The organism is Nonomuraea ferruginea, from assembly GCF_039540635.1.
Taxonomy (GTDB): Bacteria; Actinomycetota; Actinomycetes; order Streptosporangiales; family Streptosporangiaceae; genus Nonomuraea; species Nonomuraea ferruginea.
In genome coordinates this window covers 157,055-181,468 of record NZ_BAABFD010000018.1, presented here as the reverse complement: position 1 = coordinate 181,468, position 24,414 = coordinate 157,055, and the positions used below count along the sequence as shown (strand labels likewise).

Genomic DNA, 24,414 nt, shown 5'->3' with positions numbered 1-24,414 from the left:
TTTCGAAAGGGAATGGCAAAAGCGCCCCCATCCTCGGTTTTGATCCGCACTTCTCTGATCACTCCTGGAGAAGCAGGAAAAGAAACGAGGTCGAGCGATGCCGCCAGGTCTGAACACCGGAGACTCCGCCTGGGTACTCGTGAGCACCGCCATGGTGCTGCTCATGACCCCCGGACTGGCCTTCTTCTACGGGGGCATGGTCCGCGCGCAGAACGTCCTGAGCATCATCTTCATGAGCTTCGTCTCGATCTCGCTGGTGACGATCGTGTGGTTCGCCTACGGCTACGGGCTGGTGTTCGGCCCTGACGTGGGCGGGGTGGGGCTGATCGGCTTCGGTGACCTGCGGTTCTCCGACATCGCGCCCGGCATGCTGCACGGCCGGGTGCCCACGTACGCCTTTGCGCTCTTCCAGCTCACCTTCGCGATCATCACCGTCGCGCTGATCAGCGGGTCCGTCGCCGGCCGGACGCGGCTCGGGCCGTGGGTGGTGTTCTCCGTCGTCTGGGTGACGCTGGTGTACTTCCCGATCGCGCACTGGGTGTTCGACCCGGCCGGGTGGATCAACAAGTGGGGGGTGCTCGACTTCGCCGGCGGACTGGTCGTCGAGCTGAACTCCGGCATGGCGGGGCTGGCCCTCGCCATCGCGCTCGGCCCGGGCGTCAGGTTCCGCAGGAAGGAGCCGCCCCAGCCGAGCAACATCCCCCTGGTCATGCTGGGTCTCGCCCTGCTCTGGTTCGGCTGGTTCGGCTTCAACGCCGGCTCGGCCATGGCCGACGGCAGGACCGCGGTCACCGCGTTCCTGAGCACCATGATCGCCGGAGCCGCCGGCATGCTCACCTGGCTGGTCATCGAGTGGTTCCAGTACCGGCACTTCACCCGGCTCGGCTCCGCCACCGGCGCGCTCGCGGGGCTCGTCGCCATCACCCCGTCCTGCGCCTTCGTCAACGTCGAGGGCGCGCTGGTCATCGGCATCGTCGCCGCCGTCGTGGTGTCGTTCGCCGTCACCTGGAAGCTCGTCCTCGGCTACGACGACACCCTCGACGTGGTGGGCGTGCACGGCGCGGGCGGCGTCGTCGGCACCGTCCTCATCGGCCTGTTCGCCACCGGCGCCACCGCCAGCACCACCAAGGGCCTGCTGTACGGAGGATCGATCACGCTGCTGCTCAAGCAGATCGTCGCGGTCATCGCGGTGGCCATCTACTCCTTCGTCGTCACCTGGGTGATCGGCAAGGTCGTGGACCGGTTCCTGCGCATGCGGGAAACCGAGGCCGAGCAGCTCGCCGGCTCCGACATGCAACTCGGCAAGGAGGAATGATGGCCGACGCCCCGCGCGTGGGGCGCGCCCTGGTGTTCGTCGCGGTCGGCGGCGGCTTCGGCGCGGTCGCCCGGTACCTGCTCACCGAGGCGCTGCTGGGCGCCTCCCACCCGCTGCCCTGGCCGACGCTGATCGTCAACACCGTGGGCTGCCTGCTGATGGGCCTGCTCACCGGCGAGCTGACCCGCCACCCGCTGCACCGCCAGCCGGTGAAGATGCTGCTCGGCACCGGCTTCCTGGGCGGCTTCACCACGTTCTCGCACTTCGTCGACGGGGTCAGGGAGCTGACCGTGGGCGGCTCGCCCGGCTGGGCCGCCGTCTACCTCGTGCTCAGCGTCGGGCTGGGACTCCTGGCCGTCTGGGCCGGCATCACGCTGGGAGGGAGCCGGAAATGATCACGGTCCTCGCCGTCTTCATCGGCGGCCTGGTCGGCGCGCCGACCCGCTACCTGGTCGACTCCTCCGTCAAGAGGAGGTTCGGGTCGGCCCTGCCGTGGGGGACGCTGACCGTCAACGTCATCGGCTCGGCCATCCTCGGCTTCCTGATGGGGCTCTCCTCGGTCGACGCGCTGCCTCACGCCGTGCTGTCGCTGATCGGCACCGGCTTCTGCGGTGCGCTCACCACGTTCAGCACGTTCAGCACCGACACGTACAAGCTGCTCTCGTCCGGCTCGACCGGCAAAGGGCTGATCAACATCGGCATGAACGTCGTGGCGGGTCTCGTCGCGGTCAGCCTCTGCTATCTGCTCGGCAGAGCCGTCGCGGGTTGATAGCGGTTAAAGAGTGAGGTGGCATTCTCTCATAAATGTCCAGCTAATGGCATTTGCGCTTTAGTGGGAACACGCCAGGGAATGCTGCGCCTCGTTGAATCATCGGCACCGGAGAGACAGGGGCGGGCGTTGAATGTGAAGGCTTCCGAGCTGCCGCCCGCGATAGTCCGCGGTGTCAGCCAGGTCGATTTCCAGGTCGACTACCGGACGGCTCTGTGCTTCATCGTCGCGCTGTTCGTCGGCGGCTGGCAGTTCGGGGTCTTCGGCCTGCTCGGCGCCGCCGTCGCCACGCTCACCGCCGTGGTGCTCGGCGTTTCGTCCGATCGGGTGACCGGCGGGCTGGAGGGCTTCAACGGGACGCTGATCGGCGTCGCGCTGGTGCTGTACTTCGACGTCCGCTGGGTGACCGTGCTGCTGGTGATCATCGGCGCCATCATGGGAAGCGTGCTGACCTCGGCGCTCGTCGCGCTGCTCGGCCCGTACAACCTGCCGACCTTCACCGCGCCGTTCTGCGCGGTCACCACCATCATGGTGGTCGGGGCCCCGGCCTTCGAGCGGATCTGGAGGGGACGCAGCATGGCGGCGCCGCCGTCGGCCGCCTACCCCGGGCGCGAGCTGACGTTCACCGACCTGTGGCAGGGCCTGTTCAACGGGGTCGGCCAGGTGTTCTTCCAGAGCAAGTGGTACGTCGGGCTCATCTTCCTGATCGGCCTGGCGTTCGCCGGCCGGCTCGTGGCGCTGTCCGCGCTCCTCGCCAGCGCCGTCGGCATCGTGGTGGCGATCGTGCTCGGCGCGCCCGCCGCCGACATCGGCGCCGGACTGTACGGCTACAACGCGGTGCTCACCGGCATCGCCCTGACCGGCACGTTCGTCGTCCTGTCCCGGCTCGGCGTGCTGTACGCGGTGGCCGGGGCGGTAGCGGCGACCGTGCTCACGGCGTTCGTCACCGACTTCTTCAAGCCCGTCGGCGGACACACCCTGACCTGGCCTTTCGTCATCGTCACCTGGATCTTCCTGGCGGCAGTGCCGGCGTTCTCCGGCCTGCGGCGCAGTCCTACCTAAGGAGAGCTGATGAACCTCGCCCCTCGCGAGATGGACAAACTGTTGATCTACGTGGTCGCCGACCTGGCGGCCAAACGGCGGGATCGCGGTCTCAAGCTGAACTACAGCGAGGCGGTGGCCCTGATCAGCGCCGCCGTCCTGGAAGCGGCCCGCGAGGGCAAGACCGTCGCCGAGTGCATGGAGCTCGGCAAGAACGTGCTCGGCGCCGGCGACGTCATGCCGGGAGTGCGCGAAATGCTCAAGCTGATGCAGGTCGAGGCGTCGTTCAAGGACGGCTCCAAGCTCGTTTCCTGCCACGACCCGATCGGCGGCTGACCGCCGCCCGACCAGAAGGGACCGGTTCGTCATGACGGACACGGACAGGGTCGTCTACGCCGACGACCCCATCGAGATCAACACCGGCCGGGCCACGGTCACGCTCACCGTGCGCAACACCGGGGACCGGGCCGTCCAGGTCGGGTCGCACTTCCACTTCTTCGAGGCCAACCGGGCGCTCAGCTTCGACCGCGAGAAGGCGTACGGCATGCACCTCGACATCCCGGCGGGCACCGCGGTCCGCATCGAGCCGGGCGACACCCATCAGGTCAACCTGGTCCAGTACGGCGGCGGGATGCGCATCGTCGGCTTCGCCGGCCTGCTCAACGGCGGCATCAAGGCCAGGGACGCCCGGACCCACGCGCTGCGGCGGCTGGCCGAGCTCGGCTACACCGACGAGCCGGAGCCGTCGGCCGAGATCCGCCCGAAGGGCGCCGCCAAGCCGGTCGGGGCCGGCAAGGCGGCGAAGAAGCCTCCCTCCGGCAAGAAGCCGTCCGCAGGGAAGAAGCCGCAAGCCGGGAAGAAGGGCTGACACATGGCCACGATGAGCCGCAAGCAGTACGGATCCATGTTCGGCCCGACGGTGGGCGACAGGGTCCGGCTGGCCGACACCAACCTGGTGATCGAGATCGAGAAGGACCACACGGCCGGCTACTACGGCGACGAGGCCGTCTACGGCGGCGGCAAGACCGCCCGCGACGGCATGGCGGCGGACCCGCTCTCCCAGAACGCCACCATCGCGCTCGACCTGGTGATCACCAACGCGGTCGTGCTCGACCCGATCCTCGGCGTCGTCAAGGGCGACATCGGCATCAAGGACGGCAGGATCGTCGGCATCGGCAAGGCCGGCAACCCGCACACCCAGAACGGCGTGGACCGCAGGCTGGTCATCGGCGCGGGCACGGAGGTGCTGGCCGGTGAGCACATGATCGCCACGCCGGGCGCCATCGACCCGCACGTCCACCTGATCTCGCCGCAGCAGGCCGAGGCCGCGCTCACCAACGGCATCACCACGCTGATCGGCGGCGGCACCGGCCCCACGGACGGCACCCGGGGCACGACCTGCACGCCGGGCCCGTGGAACATCGGCCGGATGCTCCAGGCCGTCGAGGCGTTGCCGGTGAACATCGGCATCATGGCCAAGGGCAACTCCAGCCTGCCCGCCTCGCTGGTCGAGCAGATCGAGGCCGGGGCGTGCGTGCTCAAGGTGCACGAGGACTGGGGTTCCACCCCGGCCGTCGTGGACTGCGCGCTGCGGGTGGCCGACCAGTACGACGTCCAGGTGGCGCTGCACTCCGACAGCCTCAACGAGGCCGGCTACCTGGAAGACACGATCAGCGCCATCAACGGCCGCGCCATCCACACCTTCCACACCGAGGGCGCGGGCGGCGGACACGCGCCGGACCTGATCCGCATCGCCGGCGAGGCCAACGCGCTGCCGTCCTCGACGAACCCGACGCTGCCGTACACGATCAACTCGGTGGACGAGCTGCTCGACATGGTGATGGTCTGCCACCACCTCAGCCACGACATCCCCGAGGACGTGTCGTTCGCCGACAGCCGGGTGCGGGCCGAGACCATCGCCGCCGAGACGGTCCTCCAGGACATGGGCGTGATCAGCATGTTCTCCTCCGACTCCCAGGCGATGGGCCGGATCGGGGAGACCTTCACCCGGGCCTTCCAGACCGCGCACCACAACAAGGACCAGCGCGGCAAGCTGCCGGAGGACTCCGAGCGCAACGACAACTTCCGGGTGCTGCGCTACCTGGCCAAGCTGACCATCAACCCGGCCAGGACCACCGGCATCGCCGAGACGGTCGGCTCGCTGGAGGACGGCAAGCTGGCCGACATCGTGCTCTGGCCGTTCCACTCCTTCGGCGCCAAACCCGCGATGGTGGTCAAGGGCGGGATGATCAACTGGTCGCGGATGGGGGACCCGAACGCCTCACTGCCCACGCCGCAGCCCGTCTACTTCCGGCCGATGTTCGGTGCGATGGGCATGGCGCAGCGCAAGAGCAACGTGACCTTCCTGCCCGACGCCGCCATCGCCGCCGGGGTGGCGGAACGCCTCGGCCTGCAACGGCTGATCGCCAAGGTCCGCCACACCCGTACCGTCGACAAGCGGCACATGGTGCGCAACTCGGCGCTGCCCACGATCACCGTGGACCCGGAGACGTACAAGGTCACCGTCGACGGCGAGCACGCCACCATCGCGCCGGCCCAGGAACTGCCGCTCAACCACCTGTTCTTCCTGGCATGACCCTGCTCGCCCAGCTTCAGCTGACCGACTCGGCCTTTCCCGGCGGCCTCTACACGCTCTCCCACGGGCTGGAGGCGTACACGCAGGCCGGGCCGGTCGACGTCGGCGTGCTGCTGGAGGACGTGCTGCTGCACGCGGCGGGGCCGGGCGACGCCACCGCCCTGGTGCTCATCCACCGGGCGGTGACGGCGGGCGACTGGGACGCGGTCGTGGAGACGGACCGGCGGCTGCACGCGATCAAGCTCAACCGGGAGATCCGCGCCGCCGCCACCAGAACCGGCAACCAGGTGCTCCGCACCGCGACCCTGGTCTTCGCCACCCCGGAGCTCGCCCGGCTCACCGAGCTGGTCGAGGCCGGGACCACGCCGGGCAACCACGCCGTCGTCCTGGGCGCCGCCTACGCCGGGCTCGGCGTCCCGGTGGACGACGCGGTGATCGGCGACCTGTACGCGTTCGCCGCGAGCTGGGTCAGCGCCGCCGTCCGGCTCGGCAGGCTCGACTTCCGGCGGGCGCAGGCCACGCTGTACGGCGCGGGGGGCGCGATCGGGCTGGCCGCCGCGCACGCGCTGGCCGCCCGCGGCCCCCTCGACCTGCACGCCGCCACCCCGGTCGCGGACGCCATGAGCGCCGTCCACGAGCGGGCGGAAGCCCGGCTCTTCACCACCTGAAAGGGGGTACGCCATGCACACCCACCACCACCATCACCTGGACCACGACACGCCCCGCGAGCTGGAAGGCGTTCTCAAGGTCGGCATCGGCGGGCCCGTCGGCTCCGGCAAGACGGCCCTGATCGAGGCGCTGGTCCCCATCCTGATCGGGCGGGGACACAGCGTCGGCGTCATCACCAACGACATCTACACCATGGAGGACGCCGACCACGTCAAGCGCACCCTCGACGGCGTGCTCGACCCGGCGCGCATCGTGGGCGTGGAGACCGGCTCCTGCCCGCACACAGCCGTCCGCGACGACCCCACGATGAACCTGGCCGCCGGGACCGAGATGCTGCGCCGCTTCGGCGACATCGACACGCTGCTGTACGAGAGTGGCGGCGACAACCTCACGCTCACCTTCAGCCCGGTCCTGGCCGACGTGTACGTGTTCGTCCTGGACACCGGCGAGGGCGACAAGATGCCGCGCAAGCGCGGGCCGGGCATCACCGACTCCGACCTGCTCGTCATCAACAAGATCGACATCGCTCCGTACGTGCGCGCCGACCTGGAGGTGATGACCCGCGACGCCCGCCGGGTCCGTGACGGGCGCCCGGTGATCCTCACCGACTCGCTGGAGGGCACGGGCGTGGCGGAGGTCGCGGACTTCATCGCCAGCCGCAGGCCGGTATGGTCGCCGAGCGCGTAGACCGGCTGGCGGCCTCGCATTACACGATCACCTCGATCCCGGAGGACGTGGCGCGGCACGCCGAGGTGCCGCACACGCTGCCGGTCGGCAGTCCGGGCAAGGTCGGCGTGCTCGACCTGGCCTTCGAGCGGCGGGGCGGCCGGTCGGAGCTGACCGGCCACTACCAGAAGGCGCCGCTGCAGATCATGCGGCCGCTCTACTACGACCCCGACCGGCCTGACCTGCCGTACGTGATCGTCATGTCCACGGGCGGGGGAGTGCTGCAGGGCGACCGCTACCGGATCGACCTCGCCTGCGGCGCCGGGGCGTCGACGCACGTGACGACGCAGGCCGCCACGAAGATCTACCGGATGGAGCAGGACTACGCCAGCCAGCTCGTCACCATCACGGCGGGGCCGGGCGGCTACGTCGAGTACCTGCCGGACCCGGTCATCCCGTTCACCGGCTCGCGCTTCTACCAGCGGATCAGGGTGACGGCCGACCCCACCGCCACCGTGATCCTCGGCGAGACGATGCTGGCCGGGCGGCTGGCCAGGGGCGAACGGCACGCCTACGACGCCTGCTGCAGCGACCTGGAGGTGTGCGGCCCGGACGGCGAGCTGCTGTTCGCCGACCCGATCAGGCTCGTCCCCGGACGGGCGCCGGTCACCGGCCCGGCCATGTTCGGCGGCCACGGCGTGCTGTCCACCCTGTACGTGATCACGTCCGCGGTGGACGCCGCCGAGCTGGCCGACGCGCTGCACGGGGCGGTGGCGGGCAGCGGGCTCACGGGCGGGGCCAGCACGCTGCCGAACCGCGCCGGCGCCTGGGCGAGGCTGCTCGGGCCGGAGTCCCCGCCGGTCATCGCGGCGCTGGAACGCCTGTGGGACGTCGCCAGGCGGATGATCACCGGAACCCCGGCGCCCGACAGGCGCAAACCCTGAGCACGGCCGGCCGCTGGGCCGAGCAGGTGTGGGACCTGCTGCGGCCGCAAGGCAAGCCGGACTTCCCGGCCGGGCTGGCGGCGGGCGTGCTGATCGTGGTGCCGCTGCTCGCCGGGGCCGCGCTGCACCGGACCTCGCTGGGCGCGGCGGTGACGCTGGCGGCCACGCTCATGCTGTACCCGGCGCCCCAGCCGCTGTCCCTGGTCATGCTCGTGCGCGGGGCGGCGGTCACCGCGGCGGGCGTGTTCGTCTGGCTCGTCGCCGGGCAGCCCTGGCTGCTGGCGGCCGGCGTGACGGCGGCGGCCGTCGCCGGGAGCTTCTGGCCGCTCCTGGGCACCACGGCCGCGCTCGGAGCCCTGCTCATGGCCATCATGGACGACCCCGGCATCGGCGTGCCCGGCCTGGCCCAGCTCGCCGGGGCTGCCTGGGCGGCCCTCGTCGTCCTGCCCCTGGGCCGGCTGTCGGCCACGGTCCCGCCGTCCGAGCTGAGCCTCGCCCGCCGCGCCCGGCACGCCGCCCGGCTCGGCGTGCTGGTCGCCGTCTCCATGTCGATCACGGTTCTGCTCGGGCTGCGCGTCGCCGAGGGCCACTGGCTGGTCACCGCGATCCTCGTCACCCTGCGGCCCACACCGGAAGCCACCGGCTCCCGCTACGTCAAGCGGATGCTGGGCGGCCTGGCCGGCAGCGCGCTGGCGGCGCTGATCCTGCTCTGCCGTCCGTCCACCCTGGTCACCGCCCTGTGCGTGGGCGCGGCCGGCACGCTGGCGCACGCCTACCGGGCGGCCAACTACGTCTACTGGTCGTTCTGGATGCCGGTCACGGTGCTGCTGCTGGCCGACTTCAGCTACCCGGAGCCGTGGACCGCGTCCGTCGCCCGGCTGGCCATGAACCTCGCGGGCGGCCTGGCCGCACTGGCGGCCGTCCGCTACCTCTGGCCCGACCCCCCATGACACGGTCCCGGTCGGCCATGGTCCTGTACGAGCCCGGCGCTCCCGGGCCGCGGTCGCCCTGGTCGGCTACCACCGCCGGTGGCCCCGGGGCCCGCCGGCCGTTCGCAGGCCGGCGGGTCCGTGTTCGGCAGGTCAGGCGGCCCTCAGCCAGGCGGGGGTGAACCGGGCGAAGACGATGCCGCCGGTGTCGCCGATCTCGTAGAGGACGCCGACCTGGCCGTCGGCGAGCACGGCCATGGTCGAGTAGCCCGCCGCGCCGGGTTTGACCAGCGCCCTGGCGGGCCAGGTGGTCCCGTCGTCGGTGGAGAGCCGGACGGTCAGGTCGTTGCGGGCGGTCGGGTGGGCGTTGCCGCTGTACAGGACCGTGGCGGTGCGGATCGGCGCGCCGTTCGAGCCGCGCTGCCCGGGGGTGAGGTAGGACAGCTCGTCGGCGTTGCACAGCGGATCGGTCAGCACCGGGCTGGCGGCGGCGGCGCCGAAGGTCCGGCCGCCGTCGGCCGAGGTGGCCAGGAAGCGGGAGCGGACGCCGTTGTGCCGCATGTTCTGCGCCACGGCGCCGCCGCTGCGCTCCACGGCCTTGCTCTCGTTGACGTTGCCGCTCGCCGACGAGCCGCGCTGCCAGGTCCGGCCGTGGTCGTCGCTGTAGATGTTGGCGGCGTGGCTGGTCCCGGCGGCGTCGCGGTAGACGATCGGCTGGATCAGCCGGCCGGAGCTGGTCTGGATGCCGTGCCCGGACGACGCGAAGAGCTGCCGCCAGCCCGGGTCCTTCACCGACGGGTTGAGCTCGACCGGGGCGCTCCAGGTGAGGCCGTGGTCGGTGCTCTTGACGTACTGGATGTGCAGGCTGTCGGGGTCGTTCGCGGCGTTGGAGCCGGACCCGCCCGACCAGAAGCTGATCCCCGGCCGCGGCGAGTAGGTGTAGAAGACGAAGACCTCTCCGGTCGAGCGGTCGACGAGCACGCTCGGGTCCCCGACGCCCTGGGCCGTCGTGGCGGCGTGGTGGATGACGCGCGGCTGCTCCCAGGTGAGGCCGTGGTCGGTGCTGCGCATCAGCACGATCTGGATGTTGTTGGTGCCGCCGCCCAGGTCGTAGGAGCCGTCGACGCGCGCGTCGGCCACGGCGATGACGGTGCCGTTCCCGGTGACGGCCATGCCGGGGATCCGCACCGATCGGACGGTGCCGTCGTAGCGGCCATCGGGGCCGTTGAGCCCTCTGATGGTGGTGCTGGTGCGGAGCACGGCGGTCGAGTTCAGCTGGGGCGCGTCGGCGGCCATACCGCAGCGCGCGACGCCGGAACGCGTGTCGTCGAAGCCTTCCGCCGTGGTCCGCAGGGTGTACGGCGTGCCGGCCGGGACCGTCCAGTAGTGCAGGTAGTTACCGCCCGCGGCGACGGTGCGCGTCCAGGGCGAGCCGGTCCGGCCCGGCCAGGTGACCGTGAACGTCTTCGACGCAGTGGTCCGGTTCTCCAGGATGAGCTGGAGGCGGCTCTCCGTGCAGTCGAAGCCGACGAGCGCGGACATCCCGCCGCCGCAGTGGAACCTGCCGCTCTGCGTGGTGTCGTGGCCGGTCGGGGTGGTGGTGCGCAGGGTGTACGGGGTGCCGGGGTCGAGCGTCCAGTGGAGCAGCGCGCTGCCTCCGGCGGGCACCGTGCGGGTCCACGGCGATCCGGAGCGGCCGGGCCAGGTCACGGTGTACGTCTGGGTCTGGGCCGACTTGTTGTCCAGGGTGAGCTGGAGCCGGCTGAGCGGGCAGTCCGCTCCGACGGTCGCCGACACGCCGGGGACGGCCGCGAAGGCGGGGGCGGGGACGAGGACCGCCGCGGCGGCGACGGACAGGACGAGGGCTAAGACTCCGCGCAGGAGCCTTCTGGGCAGGGACGTCACGGATCGATCGCTCCTTCGGTTCGGGGGGTTGGAGCCGAGGAGCATCAGACATCAGACGTCCCGTACTGTAAGCGCGGGGTGGAGAGCCGTCAATGCCCGCGATTTTCCCTCAGGTGCCGCCGCACCGGGGCGTAGTGGGCGGCGATCGCCTCCGCGAACCCCTGGAGGTCCTCGGCGGAGGCCGCCCGCACGATCGCGCGGTGCGCCGCGACGGTCTCGCGCACCGACTCGGGGGTGGTGGGCATCGTGGGCGCGACGATCGCGTGCACGTCCCAGAAGGCGGCGGTGAGCTGGGTGACCAGCTCGTTGCCCAGAGGTTTCATGAGGAGCAGGTGGAACTCGCGGTCCTGCTCGATGAACGTCTCGCCCGCCCGCGCCCGCTCGTCCATCTCGTCGGTGAGTCTCTCCAGCTCGCCGCGCAGATCCTCGCCCAGGGCGGGGATGATCGCGGAGGCGAGCCCCTGCTCCAGGGTCTGGCGGACCTGGACCAGCTCGGAGAGCACCTGGTAGTCGTCGGACCGGCTGAGCAGCCCCCGGAAGCTCAGGCTCTCGACCAGGGCGGCGAGTGACAGCGTGCCGACGTAGGTGCCGTATCCGTGGCGCACCTCGACGATGTCGAGGGCGGTGAGGGCCTTGATCGCCTCGCGCACGCTGGAGCGGCTCGCGCCGATGGCCGCGCACAGCTCCGCCTCGGTGGGGAGCGCGTCGCCGGGCCGCAGGCGGTGGTGCAGGATGTACTGCTTGATGCGCTCGGCCACCTCTCGCTGTCGCAGTTGCGTACCGCGGGACGGTCGCGAGATGGGCTCGATCACGGCCAACATCTTGCCCTTTCGTCCAAAGGTCGTCTACATTCCCCGCATCGGCATCAGACATCAGACGTCATGTGTCCTGTGCCCGCCCGTGACGATACCCCCCAAAACGGTCACCATCAAAGGAGAGGGGTAGCCATGCCCGATCCCGCCCCGTCCGTCAACCGCCGCGGCTTCCTGCGGCTCGTAGGGGCCATGAGCGCCGCCACCGCGTTCACCGGCTCGCTCGCCGCGTGCTCGGGCCCCGCCTCCACCGGCAGCGCGGCGCCCGCCGCCGCCGACAGCATCGAGGCCGGCATCTCGTACGCCCTGTCGACCGGCTTCGACCCGATGACCTCGTCCGGCGCCACGCCCGTCGCGGCCAACATGCACACCCTGGAGGCGCTGTTCGACCTCGACCCGGTGACCCGCGAGCCGTACGCCGCGCTCGCCGCCGGAGAGCTGGAGAAGGTCGACGACACCACGTACAAGGTCGCCCTGCGCCAGGGCGCCACCTTCCACGACGGCTCCCCGGTGACGGCTGGGGATGTCGCCTTCAGCTTCGAGCGCGTCATGGACCCCGCCAACGCCTCGCTCATGGTGCAGTTCATCCCGTTCGTGGAGAGCGTCACCGCGGTCGGCGACACGGCGGCGGAGATCAAGCTCAAGCATGCCTTCCCCCTGCTCAAGGAGCGGCTCGCGGTCGTCAAGATCGTGCCGAAGGCGATCGTGGAGAAGGACAAGGCCGCCTTCGACGCCAAGCCCGTGGGCTCGGGCCCGTACCGCCTGATCGAGGCGACCAAGGAAGACAAGATCGTCTTCGAGCGGTGGGACGAGTACAACGGCCCGCGCCCCGCGAAGGTCAAGAACATGACGTGGCGGCTGCTGTCCGACCCGTCCGCCCGCGTGACCGCGCTGGAGTCCGGCCGGGTCGCGGCGATCGAGGACGTGCCGTACCTCGACGCCGAGAAGGTCGGCCAGAAGCACAAGCTGGAGGCGGTGCAGTCCTTCGGCCTGCTCTTCCTCATGTTCAACTGCGCCGAGAAGCCCTTCGACGACAAGCGGGTGCGCCAGGCGCTGCACTACGCGATCGACAAGGACAAGGTCATCCGGACGGGCATGCTGGGCAACGCCGCCGCGGCGACCGGTTACGTCCAGGAGTCGCACCCGGCGTACGCCGAGGCGGCCACCGTCTACGGCTACGACCCCGGCAAGGCCAAGGAGCTGCTCAAAGCGGCCGGGGTCGACAACCTCCAGGTCACCATGGTCACCACCGACACCGGCTGGGTGAAGGACATCGTCCCGATCATCAAGGAGTCCTGGGACGCCGTCGGCGTGACCACCACGCTCGACATCGGCCAGTCGGGCGGGCAGTACACCAACAAGATCGACCCCGGCGCGTTCCAGGTCCTGGTGGCGCCGGGCGACCCCTCGGTCTTCGGCAACGACATGGACCTGCTGCTGCGCTGGTTCTACGACGGCATCTGGCCGGAGAACCGCTACCGCTGGAGCCAGACCGCCGAGGCGAAGAAGATGCTGGAGCTGCTCGACGCCGCGGTGCGGACCGACGACGCCGCCGAGCAGAAGAAGCTGTGGGGCCAGGCCGTCGACCTCGTCGCCGAGGAGGTGCCGCTCTACCCGATCCTGCACCGCAAGCTGCCCACCGCCTGGGACGAGAAGGCGCTCACCGGCTTCCAGCCCATCCCGACCACGGGCCTATCCTTCCTCGACGTCGCCCGCGTCTGACCGCCCCGACGAGAAAGCGCCATGTTCGCACTCCTACGGCTGACCGTGAGACGGCTGGTGATCCTGCCGCCCATGCTGCTGGGCGTCACGCTGCTGGTCTTCGTGGTCCTCCAGTTCTCGCCCAACGATCCCGCGTACAACGCACTCGGCGACGGCGCGAGCCCGGAGGCGCGCGCCGCCTACAGGGCGGAGCACGGGCTGGACGACCCCCTCCCGCTGCGTTACGTCCGGTTCCTGGGGCAGCTGGCGCAGGGCGACCTGGGCTACACCGCCCCGCCGGCGACCCCGGTGATCGACCGGGTCGTCACGGCCTTCCCGCTCACGATCCAGCTCACCGTGCTGGGCCTGGTGCTCGCCGTGGCCGGCGCCCTGGCCTTCGGGGTCACCGGCGCGCTCCACCGCGACCGGTGGCCCGACCAGGTGACCCGCGTGCTGTCCATCGCGGGGGTGGCGATGCCCTCCTTCTGGCTGGGCATCCTGCTCATCCAGGAGTTCGCGCTCGGCGTTCCGATCTTCCCGACCGGCGGTTACGTCAACCCGGCCGACTCCGTCACCGGCTGGCTCCTGTCGCTGGCCCTGCCCTCGATCGCGATCGCCGTCCCGGCGGCGGCCTCGCTGTCGCGCCTGGTGCGCACCTCGATGGTGGAGGAACTGGACAAGGACTACGTCCGCACCGCCACCGGCAACGGCCTGCCCCGCGCGATCGTCGTACGCGGCGCGCTGCGCAACGCGCTCATCACCCCGCTCACCGTGCTCGGCCTGCGGGTCGGCTACCTGCTGAGCGGCGCCGTGGTCATCGAGACGATCTTCGACCTGCCCGGCATGGGCAAGCTCATCCTCGAAGGCGTCACGAACGGCGACGTGGCCCTGGTGCAGGGCGCGGTGCTGACGATCGCGGTGGCGTTCCTCCTCGTGAACCTCGTCGTCGATCTGCTCTACCTGCTCGTCAACCCGCGGATCAGGGCGGTGTGAGATGCTCAGATCAGGCCTGACCGCCCGGCTCTCCGACCCCGGCATCCGCTTCGCGCGCCTCTCCCCGGTCGCCGTCGTCTCCCTCGCCGTGCTCGTGGCGATCGCGCTCTTCGCCGTGCTGGCGCCGCTCTTCGCCGGAGATCCGCTCGCGACCGGCACGCCCGCCGTCCCGCCCGGCGCCGACCACTGGCTCGGCACCGACAGGGCCGGGCGTGACGTCTTCGCCAGGATCGCGCACGGCGCGCAGTCCTCCCTCCTCATCGGCCTGGGCGCCACCGCGCTCGCCGTCGCCGCCGGCGCGGTGCTGGGCAGCCTCGCGGCCACCTCGCGCAAGGCCGTCAGCGAGGGCATCATGCGCGTCCTCGACGTGGTCATGGCCTTCCCCGGCATCGCGCTCGCCGCGGTGCTGGTGGCGGTCTTCGGCCGCCACCTCCCGGTCCTGATCGGCACGATCGCCTTCCTGTACGTGCCGCAGCTGACGCGGGTGGTGCGGGCCAACGTCCTGGCGCAGTACGGCGAGGACTACGTCGCCGCCGAGAAGGTCATCGGCGCCACCAGGCCGCACATCCTGGTCAGGCACGTCGCCGTCAACTGCGCCGCGCCCATCATGGTGTTCGCCACCGTGCTGGTGGCCGACGCGATCATCTTCGAGGCCAGCCTGTCGTTCATCGGCGCGGGCATCCAGGACCCGGCGCCGAGCTGGGGCAACGTGCTGGCCTACGGCAGGCAGCTCGTCCTGGCCGGCGGCTGGTGGGCCACGTTCTTTCCCGGCCTGGCGATCCTGGTCACGGTGCTCGCGCTAAACCTGCTCGCCGAAGGGCTCACCGACGCGTGGGCCGCGCCCCGCTCCGCCCGGCGCGCCGCCGCACCGGCCGACGACGTCTCCTCGGCGGCCGTACCCGCCGAGGAGAGCACCGAGACCGGGGACGCGCTCGCCAGGCTCGCCGTCGTGGCGGGCGAGCGCCCGCCGCGCGTCCCGCCGCTGCCGCCCGGGGCCGCGCCGCTGCTGTCGGTCGAGGACCTGACCATCCGCTTCCCGCAGCGATACGGGGACGTCCCGGTCGTCCAGTCGCTCTCCTTCGACGTACGGGTGGGCGAGACGCTCGGGCTGGTGGGCGAGTCCGGCTGCGGCAAGAGCCTGACCAGCCTGGCGATCATGGGTCTGCTGCCCCGCGCCGCGCAGGTGAGCGGCCGGATCGTCTACGACGGCCGCGACATCCTGCACCTGCCGCCAGGCGAACGGCGGGCGATCTCCGGCCCGGAGATCGCCATGGTCTACCAGGACGCCATGTCGTCGCTGAACCCGTCGGTCCTCGTGGGCACTCAGCTGCGCCAGCTCACCAAGCGGGGCGGCACCCGTACGCCGGAGCAGCTCCTCGAACTCGTGGGCCTGGACCCGGCGCGCACCCGGCGCAGCTACCCGCACGAGCTGTCCGGCGGCCAGCGCCAGCGCGTGCTGATCGCGATGGCCCTGTCCCGCGGCCCGCGGCTGCTGGTCGCCGACGAGCCCACCACGGCGCTCGACGTGACCGTGCAGGCGCAGGTGGTGGAGCTGCTGGTCGAGCTGCGGGACGAGCTCGGCTTCGCGATGCTGCTCGTCTCGCACGACCTCGGCCTGGTCGGTCAGCTCGTGCACCGGATCGCCGTGATGTACGCCGGCCAGCTCGCCGAGATCGGCACGACCGGCTCGCTCCTGTCCGGTGCCGAGCACCGCTACGCCCGGGGCCTGCTGGGCTCGGTGCTCTCCCTGGAGAGCGGGGCCAAGCGGCTGCACCAGGTGCCCGGCGTGGTGCCCGCGCCCCGCGACTTCGGGCCCGGCTGCCGCTTCGCGGGCCGGTGCGCGGCCGCGGCCGCGACCTGCCGCACCGCTCCGCCGCCGCTGGCCGGCGAACCGCACGACCACGCGCGGGCCTGCTTCCACCCCGGAGGGGGACAACGGTGAACGAACCAGTCGTCAGCCTGGAACACGTGCACGTGGTGCACACCGCGCGCAGCGGCGGCCTGGTGCGCCGCGACAAGGTGCACGCACTCACCGACGCCACCGTCTCCGTCGGCCGGGGCGAGATCCTCGGCGTGGTCGGCGAGTCGGGATGCGGCAAGTCCACCCTCGCCAAGGTGGTGGTCGGCCTCCAGGCGCCCACCTCGGGCACGGTGCGCTTCCGCGGCGAGGACCTGTGGACGCTGCCGGTACGGCGCCGCCGGCGGGACTTCGGGGCCGCCGTGGCCATGGTGTTCCAGGACGCCTCCACCGCGCTGAACCCCCGCCTGTCCGTGCGCCGCATCCTGCGCGACCCCCTCGACGTGCACCGGCGCGGCACGCCGAAGCAGCGCGAGGAACGCGTGCGCGACCTGCTCGACCTCGTCGGGCTGCCCGGCCACGTCGCCGAGGCGCTGCCCGGCCAGCTCTCCGGCGGCCAGCGCCAGCGGGTCGCCGTGGCGCGTGCCCTGACACTCGAACCCGACGTGATCGTCGCCGACGAGCCCACCAGCGCGCTGGACGTCTCCGTCCGCGCCCAGGTGCTCAACCTCCTGCTCGACCTGCGCACGAGCCTGGGGCTCGGCCTGGTGTTCATCTCCCACGACATCCAGACGGTCCGCTACCTCGCCGACCGGATCGCGGTCATGTACCTCGGCCGCGTGGTCGAGGAGGGGCCGGTCGCCGACGTGGCCGGCCGGGCGCGCCACCCGTACACGCGGGCCCTGTTCTCGGCCACGCCCAGCCTGCTCGACGACACCGAACGGATCGTGCTCACCGGCCCGGTCCCGTCCGCCACCCACCCGCCGTCCGGTTGCCCGTTCCGCACCCGCTGCTGGAAGGCCACCGAGGCGTGCGCGCAGGAGTTCCCGCCCGCCACTCAGGCGGAGGCGCACTTCTGGCACTGCGTCCACCCCGAATCGCCCGTAAGGAGCCTTCTTTGAGCCCCCGCAAGCCCCGCTTCAGCGGCGTCATCCCGCCGGTCGTCACCCCTCTGACGCCGGACGGCGAGATCGACGCCGCGTCACTGGAGCGGCTGGTCGAGTTCCTGATCGAGGCGGGCGTCAGCGGCCTGTTCGCCCTCGGCAGCTCCGGTGAGGCGGTCTTCCTCACCGACGCCCGGCGGGACAAGGCGCTGGAGGTCGTGGTGCGGGCGGCCGCCGGCCGGGTGCCCGTGCTCGCCGGCTGCATCGAGACGACGACCGGCCGCGTGATCGAGCGGGCGGAGATCGCCAGGAAGCTCGGCGCGGACGCCGTCGTGGTGACCGCGCCGTTCTACGCCCGCATCCATCCCGTCGAGGTCGACCGGCACTTCCGCGCCGTCAGGGCCGCCGTGGACCTGCCGCTCCTGGCCTACGACGTGCCGGTGTCGGTGCACACCAAGCTCACCGCCGACCTGGTGCTCTCCCTGGCCGCGGACGGGGTCGTCGACGGGCTCAAGGACTCCAGCGGCGACGACGTGGGATTCCGCCAGGTGGTCCTGCGGGCCGCCGGGCTCGCCGGGTTCTCGGCGCTGACCGGGCACGAGGTCGTGGTCGACGCGATGATGCTCGCCGGGGCCGACGGCGCCGTGCCCGGCCTGGCCAACGTCGACCCGCACGGTTACGTACGGCTGCTGCGTGCCTGCGCCGACGGGCGCTGGGCCGACGCCAAGGCCGAGCAGGACCGCCTGACCCGGCTGTTCCGCATCGTCGAGGCGGCCTCCCCTGCCACCGCCGGCGGCAGCACGCGGGGCGTCGGGGCGTTCAAGACCGCGCTGGCCCTGCGCGGGGTCATCGGCCACGCGGCCGTCGCCGCGCCGATGCGCGAGCTGACCGCCGACGAGGGCCGCGCCGTCGCCGCCCATCTGGAGGAGGCCGGGCTGCTGTGAGCCTCGTCGTCGGCGTGGACATCGGCGGCACGAAGATCGCCGCCGCCCTGGTCGACCACTCCGGCACCCTCCTGGCCACGGCCACCCGCCCCACCCCCGCCACCGAAGGCCCCGACGCCATCCTCACCACCGCCACCGCCCTCATCCACACCCTCACCGAGAGCCGGGGGGTTGTGATCGCGGCCGGTGGTGCGGAGGTCGGTCGTGACCTCCGCGATGGCCGGGGGTCCGTGGGCTCGGACGGTGGTGCGGAGTTCGGTGGAGGCCTCCGTGATGGGCGTGGGTCCGTGAGGCCGGCTGGTAGTGCGGAGTTCGGTCGTGACCTTCGCGATGGGCGGAGATCGGTGGGGCCGCCTGCGGAGGCCGGTCGTGACCTCCGTGAAGGGCGGGGGGCCGTGGAGTCGGGTAGTGCGGAGGTCGGTCGCGACCTCCATGACCGGCAGGGGGCCGTGGAAGCCGCCGGTGGTGCGGAGGTCGGTCGCGGCGTCCGTGACGGACGTGGGTCCGTGGGGGCGGGTGGTAGCGCGGAGGTCGGGCGTGACCTCCGCGATGGGACCGTGGATCCGGCTGGTGTCGGGGGTCTCGGTGGCCGGGGGATTGTGACCGCGGTCGGTGTCGGTAGTGCTGGGGTGGTCGATCCGGGGCGTGGTGTGGTGGTCTCGGCGACTGGGGCGCTGGCTGGATGGGCGGGGACCGATCTGCGTGGCGAGCTGTCGCGCAGGCTCGGGGTGCCGGTGGTGGTCGGCAACGACGTGCACGCGCACGCCCTCGGCGAGCAGTGGCGCGGTGCCGCCGCCGGCCGGGAGGACGTCCTGCTGGTCGCGGTCGGCACTGGCGTCGGCGCCTCGGTCATGCTCGGTGGGCGGGTCCGGCACGGGGCGCACGCTGTGGCCGGGCACGCGGGCCACGTGCCGGTGGCGGCGGCGGCCGGGAGGCCGTGCCCGTGCGGCGGGCAGGGGCATGTGGAGGCGGTCGCGTCCGGCCCCGCCCTGATTGGTGAGTACCGTCGCCGGGGCGGTACGGACGCTGCGGACCTCGCCGGGGTGGCTCGGTTGGCTGCGGCCGGGGATCCTCTAGCCGCGGATGTCCTGGCCGAGGGCGGGGCCGCGCTCGGCTCGCTCATCGGCGGGCTGATGAACGTCATCGACCCCGAGATCGTGGTCATCGGGGGAGGCGTCGCCGGATGCGGCGAACCGTGGTGGCGACCGCTGCGCGCCGCCATCGCCGCAGAGGTGCTGCCCGCACTGCGAGACGTCCCGGTCGAACCCGCCGCCCTCGCCGGCGCCGCCGCCCTGCTCGGCGCCGCCCGCATGGCCCTGGAAGCGTCCCCATGACCGACACCACTTTCCGCTTCGCGCCGCCCCGCTTCGCGCCGCCCCGCTTCGCGCCGGCCCGCTTCGCGTCGGTCCGCTTCGCGTCGGTCCGCTTCGCGTCGGTCCGCTTCGCGTCGGTCCGCTTCGCGTCGGTCCGCTTCGCGTCGGCCCGCTTCGCGCCGCCCCGCTTCGCGCCGGTCCCGCCTTGCGTCGGTCCGCTTCGCGTGGGCCGTTTCGCGTCGGCCCGTTTCGCGCTGGCCCGCCGTGCGCTGGCCCGCTGGGCGCTTGGAACCGTACTGGACGCGCGAGTGATCGGCCCGCTTCGCGCGACCACCATCGAGGATTCGCGCGATCACCAATCGAGGAGGATCATGACGTCGGCCGCTGAGCACCCTGCGCTGGCCGCCATTCGGGGCCGTCTGGTGGTGTCGTGTCAGGCGTACCCCGGGGAGCCGATGCGTGACCCGGACACGATGTGCCGGGTGGCGCGGGCGGTGGCCGCCGGCGGGGCGGCGGGGATCCGGGCGCAGGGGCTGGAGGACCTGCGGCGGATCCGCGCGGCGCTGGACCTGCCGCTCATCGGTCTGTGGAAGGACGGCGACGGAGACGTCTTCATCACGCCGACCCTCGACCACGCCCTCGCCGTCGCCGCGACCGGCGCGGACATCGTGGCCGTGGACGGCACCTGCAGACCACGCCCCGACGGCCGCACGCTCGCCGAAACCGTCAAGGCCGTGCACGAGCGTACCGGCCGGCTGGTGATGGCGGACGTCTCCACGTACGAGGAAGGAATCGCCGCCGCCGAGGCAGGCGCGGACGTGGTCGGGACGACCCTGTCCGGGTACACGGCGTACTCCCGCCCAGGACCCGGCCCCGACCTCGAACTGGTCGCCGGGCTCGCCCGCGACCTGCCCGTCCCGGTGATCGCCGAGGGGCGGGTCCACACGGCGGAGCAGGCCGCCGCAGCCGTCGAGGCGGGCGCGTACGCCGTGGTCGTCGGCACCGCCATCACCCACCCGACGACCATCACCCGCTGGTTCGCCGACAGAGTGACGAGGCCGGGGGCGTGACAGCCACGGTTCCGGCAGAATCGTCCCCGGGCACGCGGTGAAGCCGGGAGGCGTACGACGTCTGACGTCCTATGCTTAGGGTGCACGCCAGAGACCGGCATCGCGGGAAAGGCAGAAGATGACGCTGGACTTCCCTGGACCCGCCACGGGGCGGCATCCGTTGCGGCGGCAGGAGGTGACGGAGCAGATCAAGGCGTTCATCCTGCGGAACCATCTGAAGCCCGGCGATCCGCTGCCCACCGAGTCCGTGCTCTGCGAGAGCTTGGGGGCGAGCCGCTCCAGCGTGCGTGAGGCGATCAAGACGCTGAGCGCCCTCGACATCGTGGAGGTGCGGCACGGCCACGGCATGTACGTCGGCCGCCTGTCCCTGGTGGCCCTGGTGGAGAGCCTCGCCTTCCGCGTCCAGCTCAGCAGCCGCGACGACTTCACCGTGCTCGGCGAGGTGATCGGCGTCCGGCAGTTGCTCGAACAGGGCCTGGCTGCCTCCCTCGTGGCGGCTCTGGAGGAGCCCCACTTCGACGCCCTGGCCGCGCTGGTGTCCGAGATGCGGGAGCTGGCCGACAAGGGGGAGACGTTCGTCGAGCAGGACCGCGCCTTCCACCTGCTGCTCATGGAGCCGCTGAAGATCGACCTCGTCCAGCAGCTCACCGGGGCGTTCTGGGACGTCCACAGCATGGTCGCCCCGTTGCTGGCCCCGTCCACCGCCGACGGACGCGAGACCGCCGACGCGCACGCGGAGATCGTGGCGGCCGCCCGGCGGCGCGACGTGGCCGCCTTCCAGGCGGCGATCGAGGCCCACTACGGGCCCGTGCGCAAACAGCTCGCCACCCACCTGCGGGATTCCGGGAACGCCGTGGACGGACGGCCCGGGGGCCGATGAGCCCGCCGCCGATGCTCACGCCCGGCGAGCGGAGTCTCGCCGTCAGACGTACGAGGATCAGCAGGTAGATCAGGGTTCCCAGGGCGATCAGCGCGCCGCCGACGACCACCGGCCAGGGTGCGCCCAGCCGTGCAGGGAACGTCCACGGCGTCGCCGAGCACGACCGCCATCGCGATGATCGCCCACGGGAGCAGGGCCGGTGAGCCGCCGACTGCCAGGCCCGCACAGGTCAGGGTGAGCGCGACGGGCGCCGTGGTCAGCAGCCACGCCGTCTGACGTGCCCGTACGTCGGCGCGCTCGGTGCCCGGGCGCATCACCGTGAGCCAGAGCGCCATTCCTCCCGTCATGGCCTCGGAATGACCGGATCGCCACGTGACTCGTCAGCGCGCCGTCGGCTCCCCGTTCCCTGGCACCAGCAGGGTGGTCAGCAGGTCGTCGAGGCTGACGATGCCGATCGTGGCGTCGTCGTCGCGGACGAGCGCGAGCTGGCTGTGGCCGGCCCGGAGCGCCGACACCGCGTCCGACACCGAGGCGCCCGCGTGCAGGGCCGGGACGCGGTAGGCGAGCTGCTCGGCGGTGACGTCGCGGGAGCGGCGGCGCGCCAGGTAGGCGTCGCGGATGTGGACGACGCCCAGCGGCGCCGCGGCGGGGCCGACGATCAGGCGCGAGCGTCCGGCGTTCAGGCAGGCGTCGACCACGTCCTGGGCCGAGGCGGCGGCGGGCACGCCGACGATCCGGTCGATCGGGGTGATCAGCTCGGCGATGCCGGTGTTCGGGGCGTGCAGGGCCTGGGTGAGCACGGCGTGGTCGTCGGCCTCGATGAGCCCGAGCCTGCGCGACTCCTCCACCAGGTGCTGGAGCTGCTCAGGAGTGCGCGGGTTGGCGTCGCCCTCCCGGGGCCGGACCTTGAACAGGCGGAGCAGCGCGTCGCTGACGGCGTTCAGCACGCTGATCACGGGACGGACGACCAGCGTGAAGCCGCGGAACGGCAGCGCCAGGACGGTGGCCGAGCGCTCCGGATGAGCGATCGCCCAGGACTTGGGCGCCATCTCGCCGAGGACCATGTGCAGGAAGGTCACGATGGCCAGCGCGATGACGAAGGCGACCGCGTGCGCGGCGGCCTCGGGCAGGCCGGCGGCGTGGAACAGCGGGGTGAGCGTGCCGGCGATGAGCGGCTCGGAGACCACGCCGAGACCGAGCGAGCAGAGCGTGATGCCGAGCTGGGCGCCGGCCAGCATGAGCGACAGCTCCTTGATCCCCGCCAGCGCCGCCGCGGCGGACCGGCTGCCCTGCGCGGCGGCCTTCTCCAGGCGGTGGCGCTTGGCGGCGACCAGGGCGAACTCGGCGGCCACGAAGAAGCCGTTGCCGGCGAGCAGGAACAGGGTGAGGGCCAGGCCCAGGGACAGGTTCACGACTGCTGCTCGCCTTCGTGCCGGTACGGGGTGAGGCGGACGCGCTCGGGGACGTGGCGGTTCAGGGTCAGCACCTCGATGCGGGCGTGGGTGGGCGCGCCGGGGTCGAGGGTGGCGGGCAGGTCTGCGGTGATCACGTCGCCGGGCACGGCGAAGCGGCCCAGCCGGTGCAGGATGAGCCCGGCCAGCGTGTCGTAGTCGTCCTCGTCCGGCAGGCTAAGGTCCGTGGCCAGGGCGATCTCGTCTATCCGCAGGCCCGCGTCCAGCTCCCAGCCGTCGCCGCGGCGCACCGCGGCGGGCGTGTCGGCGTCGTTCTCGTCGGCGATCTCCCCGACCAGCTCTTCGGCGACGTCCTCCCAGGTGACCAGGCCGGCCAGGCCGCCGTGCTCGTCGACCACGCAGGCCACCTCCTCGCCGCGCGCGTGGAGCTGGCCGGCCAGGTCCGGCAGCGGCTGCGAGAAGGGCACGACGAGCACCTCGCGGGCCAGGTCGCCGACCCGGGTGGTGGCCGCCGCGCCGGTCGGCACGGCGGCGACGTCACGCAGGCTGACCAGCCCGGCGACGTCGTCCAGCGTGGCGCCGAGCACCGGATAATGCGTGTGGCCGTGGGCGGCGATGAGCTCGTCCAGCTCGGCGACGGTCGCCGACGCGGCGACGGCCACCACGTCGGCCCGGGGCACCATGACCTCTTCGGCGGTGTGGTCGGAGAAGGCGAGCGCCCGCTCCAGCACGTCGGCCTGGCTGCCGGGCAGGTGGCCGTGCGCCTCGGACTCGCCGATGATGTGGCCGAGCTCCTCCAGGGTGGCGCCGTGGTGCAGCTCCTCGACCGGCTCGATCCCGACCGCGCGCAGCAGCCTGTTGGCGGTGGCGTCGAACAGCTTGATGATCGGCCCGGCCACGGCCAGGTAGATCAGGGTCGACGAAGCCAGCGCGCGGGCCAGCGGCTCCGGCCTGGCCAGCGCCAGGTTCTTCGGGGCGAGCTCGCCGATCACCATCTGGATGATCGTGGCGAGCGCGAACCCGATCGCCAGCGCCACCGCGTCCACCAGCCCCGCGGGCATGCCGAGCGCGGTCAGCGCGGGTGAGATCAGCTCGGCCAGGGCCGGGCGGGCGATGAAGCCGACCACGAGCGCGGTGACGGTGATGCCGAGCTGCGCGCCCGACAGCATGAACGACAGCCGCTCCAGCACCTTGACGGCCTTGGCCGCCTTCTTGTCGCCCGCGGCCGCCTGCTGCGTCAGCGCGAGCCGGTCGGCGGTGACGTAGGCGAACTCCTGGGCGACGAAGTAGCCGGTGGCCAGGGTGAGGACGAAGATGGCCGCCAGGCCCAGCGCGACGCTCATCGCGCGCACTCCCGTCCCGGCACCGCGCCTCGGCGCTCAATCGTGGTCAGGTCAGCCGGCACCGGCTCCACCATCTCTTTCCTTTCGAAGCCGGGGCCTGGACCTGCGACCGGCGAGTGGGCGCGTGCCGGACGAACCGTCCGCACGCGCCGTTTTCGACGCTAGCCGATCGTGCGGCCCCGGCTGCCACCAGGCCACATCTTCCCAGGCA

General features: G+C 72.0%; 24 protein-coding genes. 20 read left to right on the top strand and 4 right to left on the bottom strand.

The annotated features are described in order from the left end of the window. Positions 1-97: 97 nt before the first annotated feature. From ABD999_RS31255 to ABD999_RS31205, 11 genes are all read left to right on the top strand, one after another. On the top strand, positions 98-1,315 hold the full coding sequence (locus tag ABD999_RS31255) for an ammonium transporter (RefSeq protein ID WP_219543876.1): 1,218 nt from the start codon (positions 98-100) through the stop codon (positions 1,313-1,315). Further along, complete coding sequence (gene crcB, locus ABD999_RS31250; protein WP_219543877.1) at positions 1,312-1,710, top strand: fluoride efflux transporter CrcB; 399 nt, start codon at positions 1,312-1,314, stop codon at positions 1,708-1,710. Before ABD999_RS31255 ends, crcB (ABD999_RS31250) begins: the two co-directional genes overlap by 4 nt. After that, positions 1,707-2,084 carry a fluoride efflux transporter CrcB gene (crcB, locus tag ABD999_RS31245; RefSeq protein ID WP_271278020.1) on the top strand — a complete coding sequence of 126 codons (378 nt, stop codon included), beginning with the start codon at positions 1,707-1,709 and terminating at the stop codon, positions 2,082-2,084. Before crcB (ABD999_RS31250) ends, crcB (ABD999_RS31245) begins: the two co-directional genes overlap by 4 nt. Before the next feature lie 135 nt (positions 2,085-2,219). Next, positions 2,220-3,146, top strand: coding sequence for an urea transporter (locus ABD999_RS31240; RefSeq protein WP_271278019.1), 927 nt, complete (start codon positions 2,220-2,222; stop codon positions 3,144-3,146). A gap of 9 nt (positions 3,147-3,155) precedes the next feature. Continuing rightward, positions 3,156-3,461, top strand: a complete 306-nt coding sequence (locus ABD999_RS31235) for an urease subunit gamma (RefSeq protein WP_219543880.1) — start codon at positions 3,156-3,158, stop codon at positions 3,459-3,461. 31 nt (positions 3,462-3,492) lie between these two features. Continuing rightward, a complete protein-coding gene (locus ABD999_RS44015) occupies positions 3,493-3,993 on the top strand; it encodes an urease subunit beta (RefSeq protein ID WP_219543881.1) in 501 nt (166 codons plus the stop codon). A 3-nt stretch (positions 3,994-3,996) separates the two neighbouring features. Further along, positions 3,997-5,721, top strand: coding sequence for an urease subunit alpha (ureC, locus tag ABD999_RS31225; RefSeq protein WP_271278018.1), 1,725 nt, complete (start codon positions 3,997-3,999; stop codon positions 5,719-5,721). After that, the gene (locus ABD999_RS31220; protein ID WP_271278017.1) at positions 5,718-6,389 is read left to right on the top strand and encodes an urease accessory protein UreF; all 672 of its coding nucleotides are present in this window, start codon (positions 5,718-5,720) and stop codon (positions 6,387-6,389) included. The genes ureC and ABD999_RS31220 overlap by 4 nt, the downstream gene beginning before the upstream one ends. 13 nt (positions 6,390-6,402) lie before the next feature. Beyond that, a complete protein-coding gene (ureG, locus tag ABD999_RS31215) occupies positions 6,403-7,077 on the top strand; it encodes an urease accessory protein UreG (RefSeq protein WP_219543884.1) in 675 nt (224 codons plus the stop codon). Beyond that, positions 7,059-8,000: an urease accessory protein UreD gene (locus ABD999_RS31210; RefSeq protein WP_271278016.1), complete on the top strand. Its 942-nt coding sequence runs from the start codon at positions 7,059-7,061 to the stop codon at positions 7,998-8,000. Before ureG ends, ABD999_RS31210 begins: the two co-directional genes overlap by 19 nt. Continuing rightward, positions 7,940-8,950 (top strand): FUSC family protein, encoded by a 1,011-nt coding sequence (locus tag ABD999_RS31205; protein ID WP_271278015.1) that lies wholly within the window; start codon positions 7,940-7,942, stop codon positions 8,948-8,950. The genes ABD999_RS31210 and ABD999_RS31205 overlap by 61 nt, the downstream gene beginning before the upstream one ends. A 132-nt stretch (positions 8,951-9,082) precedes the next feature. On the opposite strand, the gene ABD999_RS31200 is transcribed toward ABD999_RS31205, so the two are convergent. Together ABD999_RS31200 and ABD999_RS31195 are read right to left on the bottom strand one after the other, a co-directional pair. After that, a complete protein-coding gene (locus ABD999_RS31200) occupies positions 9,083-10,834 on the bottom strand; it encodes a sialidase family protein (protein ID WP_271278014.1) in 1,752 nt (583 codons plus the stop codon). Between the two features lie 89 nt (positions 10,835-10,923). Then, the gene (locus ABD999_RS31195; RefSeq protein WP_271278013.1) at positions 10,924-11,646 is read right to left on the bottom strand and encodes a FadR/GntR family transcriptional regulator; all 723 of its coding nucleotides are present in this window, start codon (positions 11,644-11,646) and stop codon (positions 10,924-10,926) included. Positions 11,647-11,781: 135 nt separating this feature from the next. Here ABD999_RS31195 and ABD999_RS31190 point away from each other — a divergent pair, with 135 nt between their 5' ends. The 9 genes from ABD999_RS31190 to ABD999_RS31150 all read left to right on the top strand — a co-directional run bounded on the left by ABD999_RS31190 (position 11,782) and on the right by ABD999_RS31150 (position 21,724). Continuing rightward, positions 11,782-13,368, top strand: coding sequence for an ABC transporter substrate-binding protein (locus tag ABD999_RS31190; protein ID WP_271278012.1), 1,587 nt, complete (start codon positions 11,782-11,784; stop codon positions 13,366-13,368). Between the two features lie 21 nt (positions 13,369-13,389). Beyond that, a complete protein-coding gene (locus ABD999_RS31185) occupies positions 13,390-14,340 on the top strand; it encodes an ABC transporter permease (RefSeq protein ID WP_148029732.1) in 951 nt (316 codons plus the stop codon). A 1-nt stretch (position 14,341) separates the two neighbouring features. Further along, positions 14,342-16,282, top strand: a complete 1,941-nt coding sequence (locus ABD999_RS31180; protein WP_345483036.1) for a dipeptide/oligopeptide/nickel ABC transporter permease/ATP-binding protein — start codon at positions 14,342-14,344, stop codon at positions 16,280-16,282. Further along, entirely contained in the window at positions 16,279-17,259 is a 981-nt protein-coding gene (locus ABD999_RS31175) for an oligopeptide/dipeptide ABC transporter ATP-binding protein (protein WP_148029734.1), read from the top strand. Before ABD999_RS31180 ends, ABD999_RS31175 begins: the two co-directional genes overlap by 4 nt. Next, complete coding sequence (locus ABD999_RS31170; RefSeq protein WP_148029735.1) at positions 17,256-18,185, top strand: dihydrodipicolinate synthase family protein; 930 nt, start codon at positions 17,256-17,258, stop codon at positions 18,183-18,185. The genes ABD999_RS31175 and ABD999_RS31170 overlap by 4 nt, the downstream gene beginning before the upstream one ends. Then, positions 18,182-19,519: an ROK family protein gene (locus ABD999_RS31165; RefSeq protein WP_345483035.1), complete on the top strand. Its 1,338-nt coding sequence runs from the start codon at positions 18,182-18,184 to the stop codon at positions 19,517-19,519. The genes ABD999_RS31170 and ABD999_RS31165 overlap by 4 nt, the downstream gene beginning before the upstream one ends. Then, a complete protein-coding gene (locus ABD999_RS31160; protein ID WP_271277739.1) occupies positions 19,516-20,568 on the top strand; it encodes an N-acetylmannosamine-6-phosphate 2-epimerase in 1,053 nt (350 codons plus the stop codon). The genes ABD999_RS31165 and ABD999_RS31160 overlap by 4 nt, the downstream gene beginning before the upstream one ends. Positions 20,569-20,686: 118 nt before the next feature. Then, positions 20,687-21,448 (top strand): FadR/GntR family transcriptional regulator, encoded by a 762-nt coding sequence (locus ABD999_RS31155; protein WP_345483034.1) that lies wholly within the window; start codon positions 20,687-20,689, stop codon positions 21,446-21,448. Between the two features lie 129 nt (positions 21,449-21,577). Beyond that, positions 21,578-21,724: a hypothetical protein gene (locus ABD999_RS31150; RefSeq protein WP_271277741.1), complete on the top strand. Its 147-nt coding sequence runs from the start codon at positions 21,578-21,580 to the stop codon at positions 21,722-21,724. 104 nt (positions 21,725-21,828) lie between these two features. Here ABD999_RS31150 and ABD999_RS31145 read toward each other — a convergent pair whose 3' ends face one another. After that, a complete protein-coding gene (locus tag ABD999_RS31145; RefSeq protein ID WP_271277742.1) occupies positions 21,829-22,860 on the bottom strand; it encodes a hemolysin family protein in 1,032 nt (343 codons plus the stop codon). Further along, the gene (locus ABD999_RS31140) at positions 22,857-24,203 is read right to left on the bottom strand and encodes a hemolysin family protein (protein ID WP_271277743.1); all 1,347 of its coding nucleotides are present in this window, start codon (positions 24,201-24,203) and stop codon (positions 22,857-22,859) included. The genes ABD999_RS31145 and ABD999_RS31140 overlap by 4 nt, the downstream gene beginning before the upstream one ends. Between the last annotated feature and the right edge of the window lie 211 nt (positions 24,204-24,414).

What these genes read in the sequence shown, in the direction of transcription:
- ABD999_RS31255 (WP_219543876.1), top strand. Translation starts at nt 98, where the DNA reads ATGCCGCCAGGTCTGAACACCGGAGACTCCGCCTGGGTACTCGTGAGC.
- crcB (WP_219543877.1), top strand. Translation starts at nt 1,312, where the DNA reads ATGATGGCCGACGCCCCGCGCGTGGGGCGCGCCCTGGTGTTCGTCGCG.
- crcB (WP_271278020.1), top strand. Translation starts at nt 1,707, where the DNA reads ATGATCACGGTCCTCGCCGTCTTCATCGGCGGCCTGGTCGGCGCGCCG.
- ABD999_RS31235 (WP_219543880.1), top strand. Translation starts at nt 3,156, where the DNA reads ATGAACCTCGCCCCTCGCGAGATGGACAAACTGTTGATCTACGTGGTC.
- ABD999_RS44015 (WP_219543881.1), top strand. Translation starts at nt 3,493, where the DNA reads ATGACGGACACGGACAGGGTCGTCTACGCCGACGACCCCATCGAGATC.
- ureC (WP_271278018.1), top strand. Translation starts at nt 3,997, where the DNA reads ATGGCCACGATGAGCCGCAAGCAGTACGGATCCATGTTCGGCCCGACG.
- ABD999_RS31220 (WP_271278017.1), top strand. Translation starts at nt 5,718, where the DNA reads ATGACCCTGCTCGCCCAGCTTCAGCTGACCGACTCGGCCTTTCCCGGC.
- ureG (WP_219543884.1), top strand. Translation starts at nt 6,403, where the DNA reads ATGCACACCCACCACCACCATCACCTGGACCACGACACGCCCCGCGAG.
- ABD999_RS31210 (WP_271278016.1), top strand. Translation starts at nt 7,059, where the DNA reads ATGGTCGCCGAGCGCGTAGACCGGCTGGCGGCCTCGCATTACACGATC.
- ABD999_RS31190 (WP_271278012.1), top strand. Translation starts at nt 11,782, where the DNA reads ATGCCCGATCCCGCCCCGTCCGTCAACCGCCGCGGCTTCCTGCGGCTC.
- ABD999_RS31185 (WP_148029732.1), top strand. Translation starts at nt 13,390, where the DNA reads ATGTTCGCACTCCTACGGCTGACCGTGAGACGGCTGGTGATCCTGCCG.
- ABD999_RS31180 (WP_345483036.1), top strand. Translation starts at nt 14,342, where the DNA reads ATGCTCAGATCAGGCCTGACCGCCCGGCTCTCCGACCCCGGCATCCGC.
- ABD999_RS31160 (WP_271277739.1), top strand. Translation starts at nt 19,516, where the DNA reads ATGACCGACACCACTTTCCGCTTCGCGCCGCCCCGCTTCGCGCCGCCC.
- ABD999_RS31155 (WP_345483034.1), top strand. Translation starts at nt 20,687, where the DNA reads ATGACGCTGGACTTCCCTGGACCCGCCACGGGGCGGCATCCGTTGCGG.
- ABD999_RS31140 (WP_271277743.1), bottom strand. Translation starts at nt 24,203, where the DNA reads ATGAGCGTCGCGCTGGGCCTGGCGGCCATCTTCGTCCTCACCCTGGCC.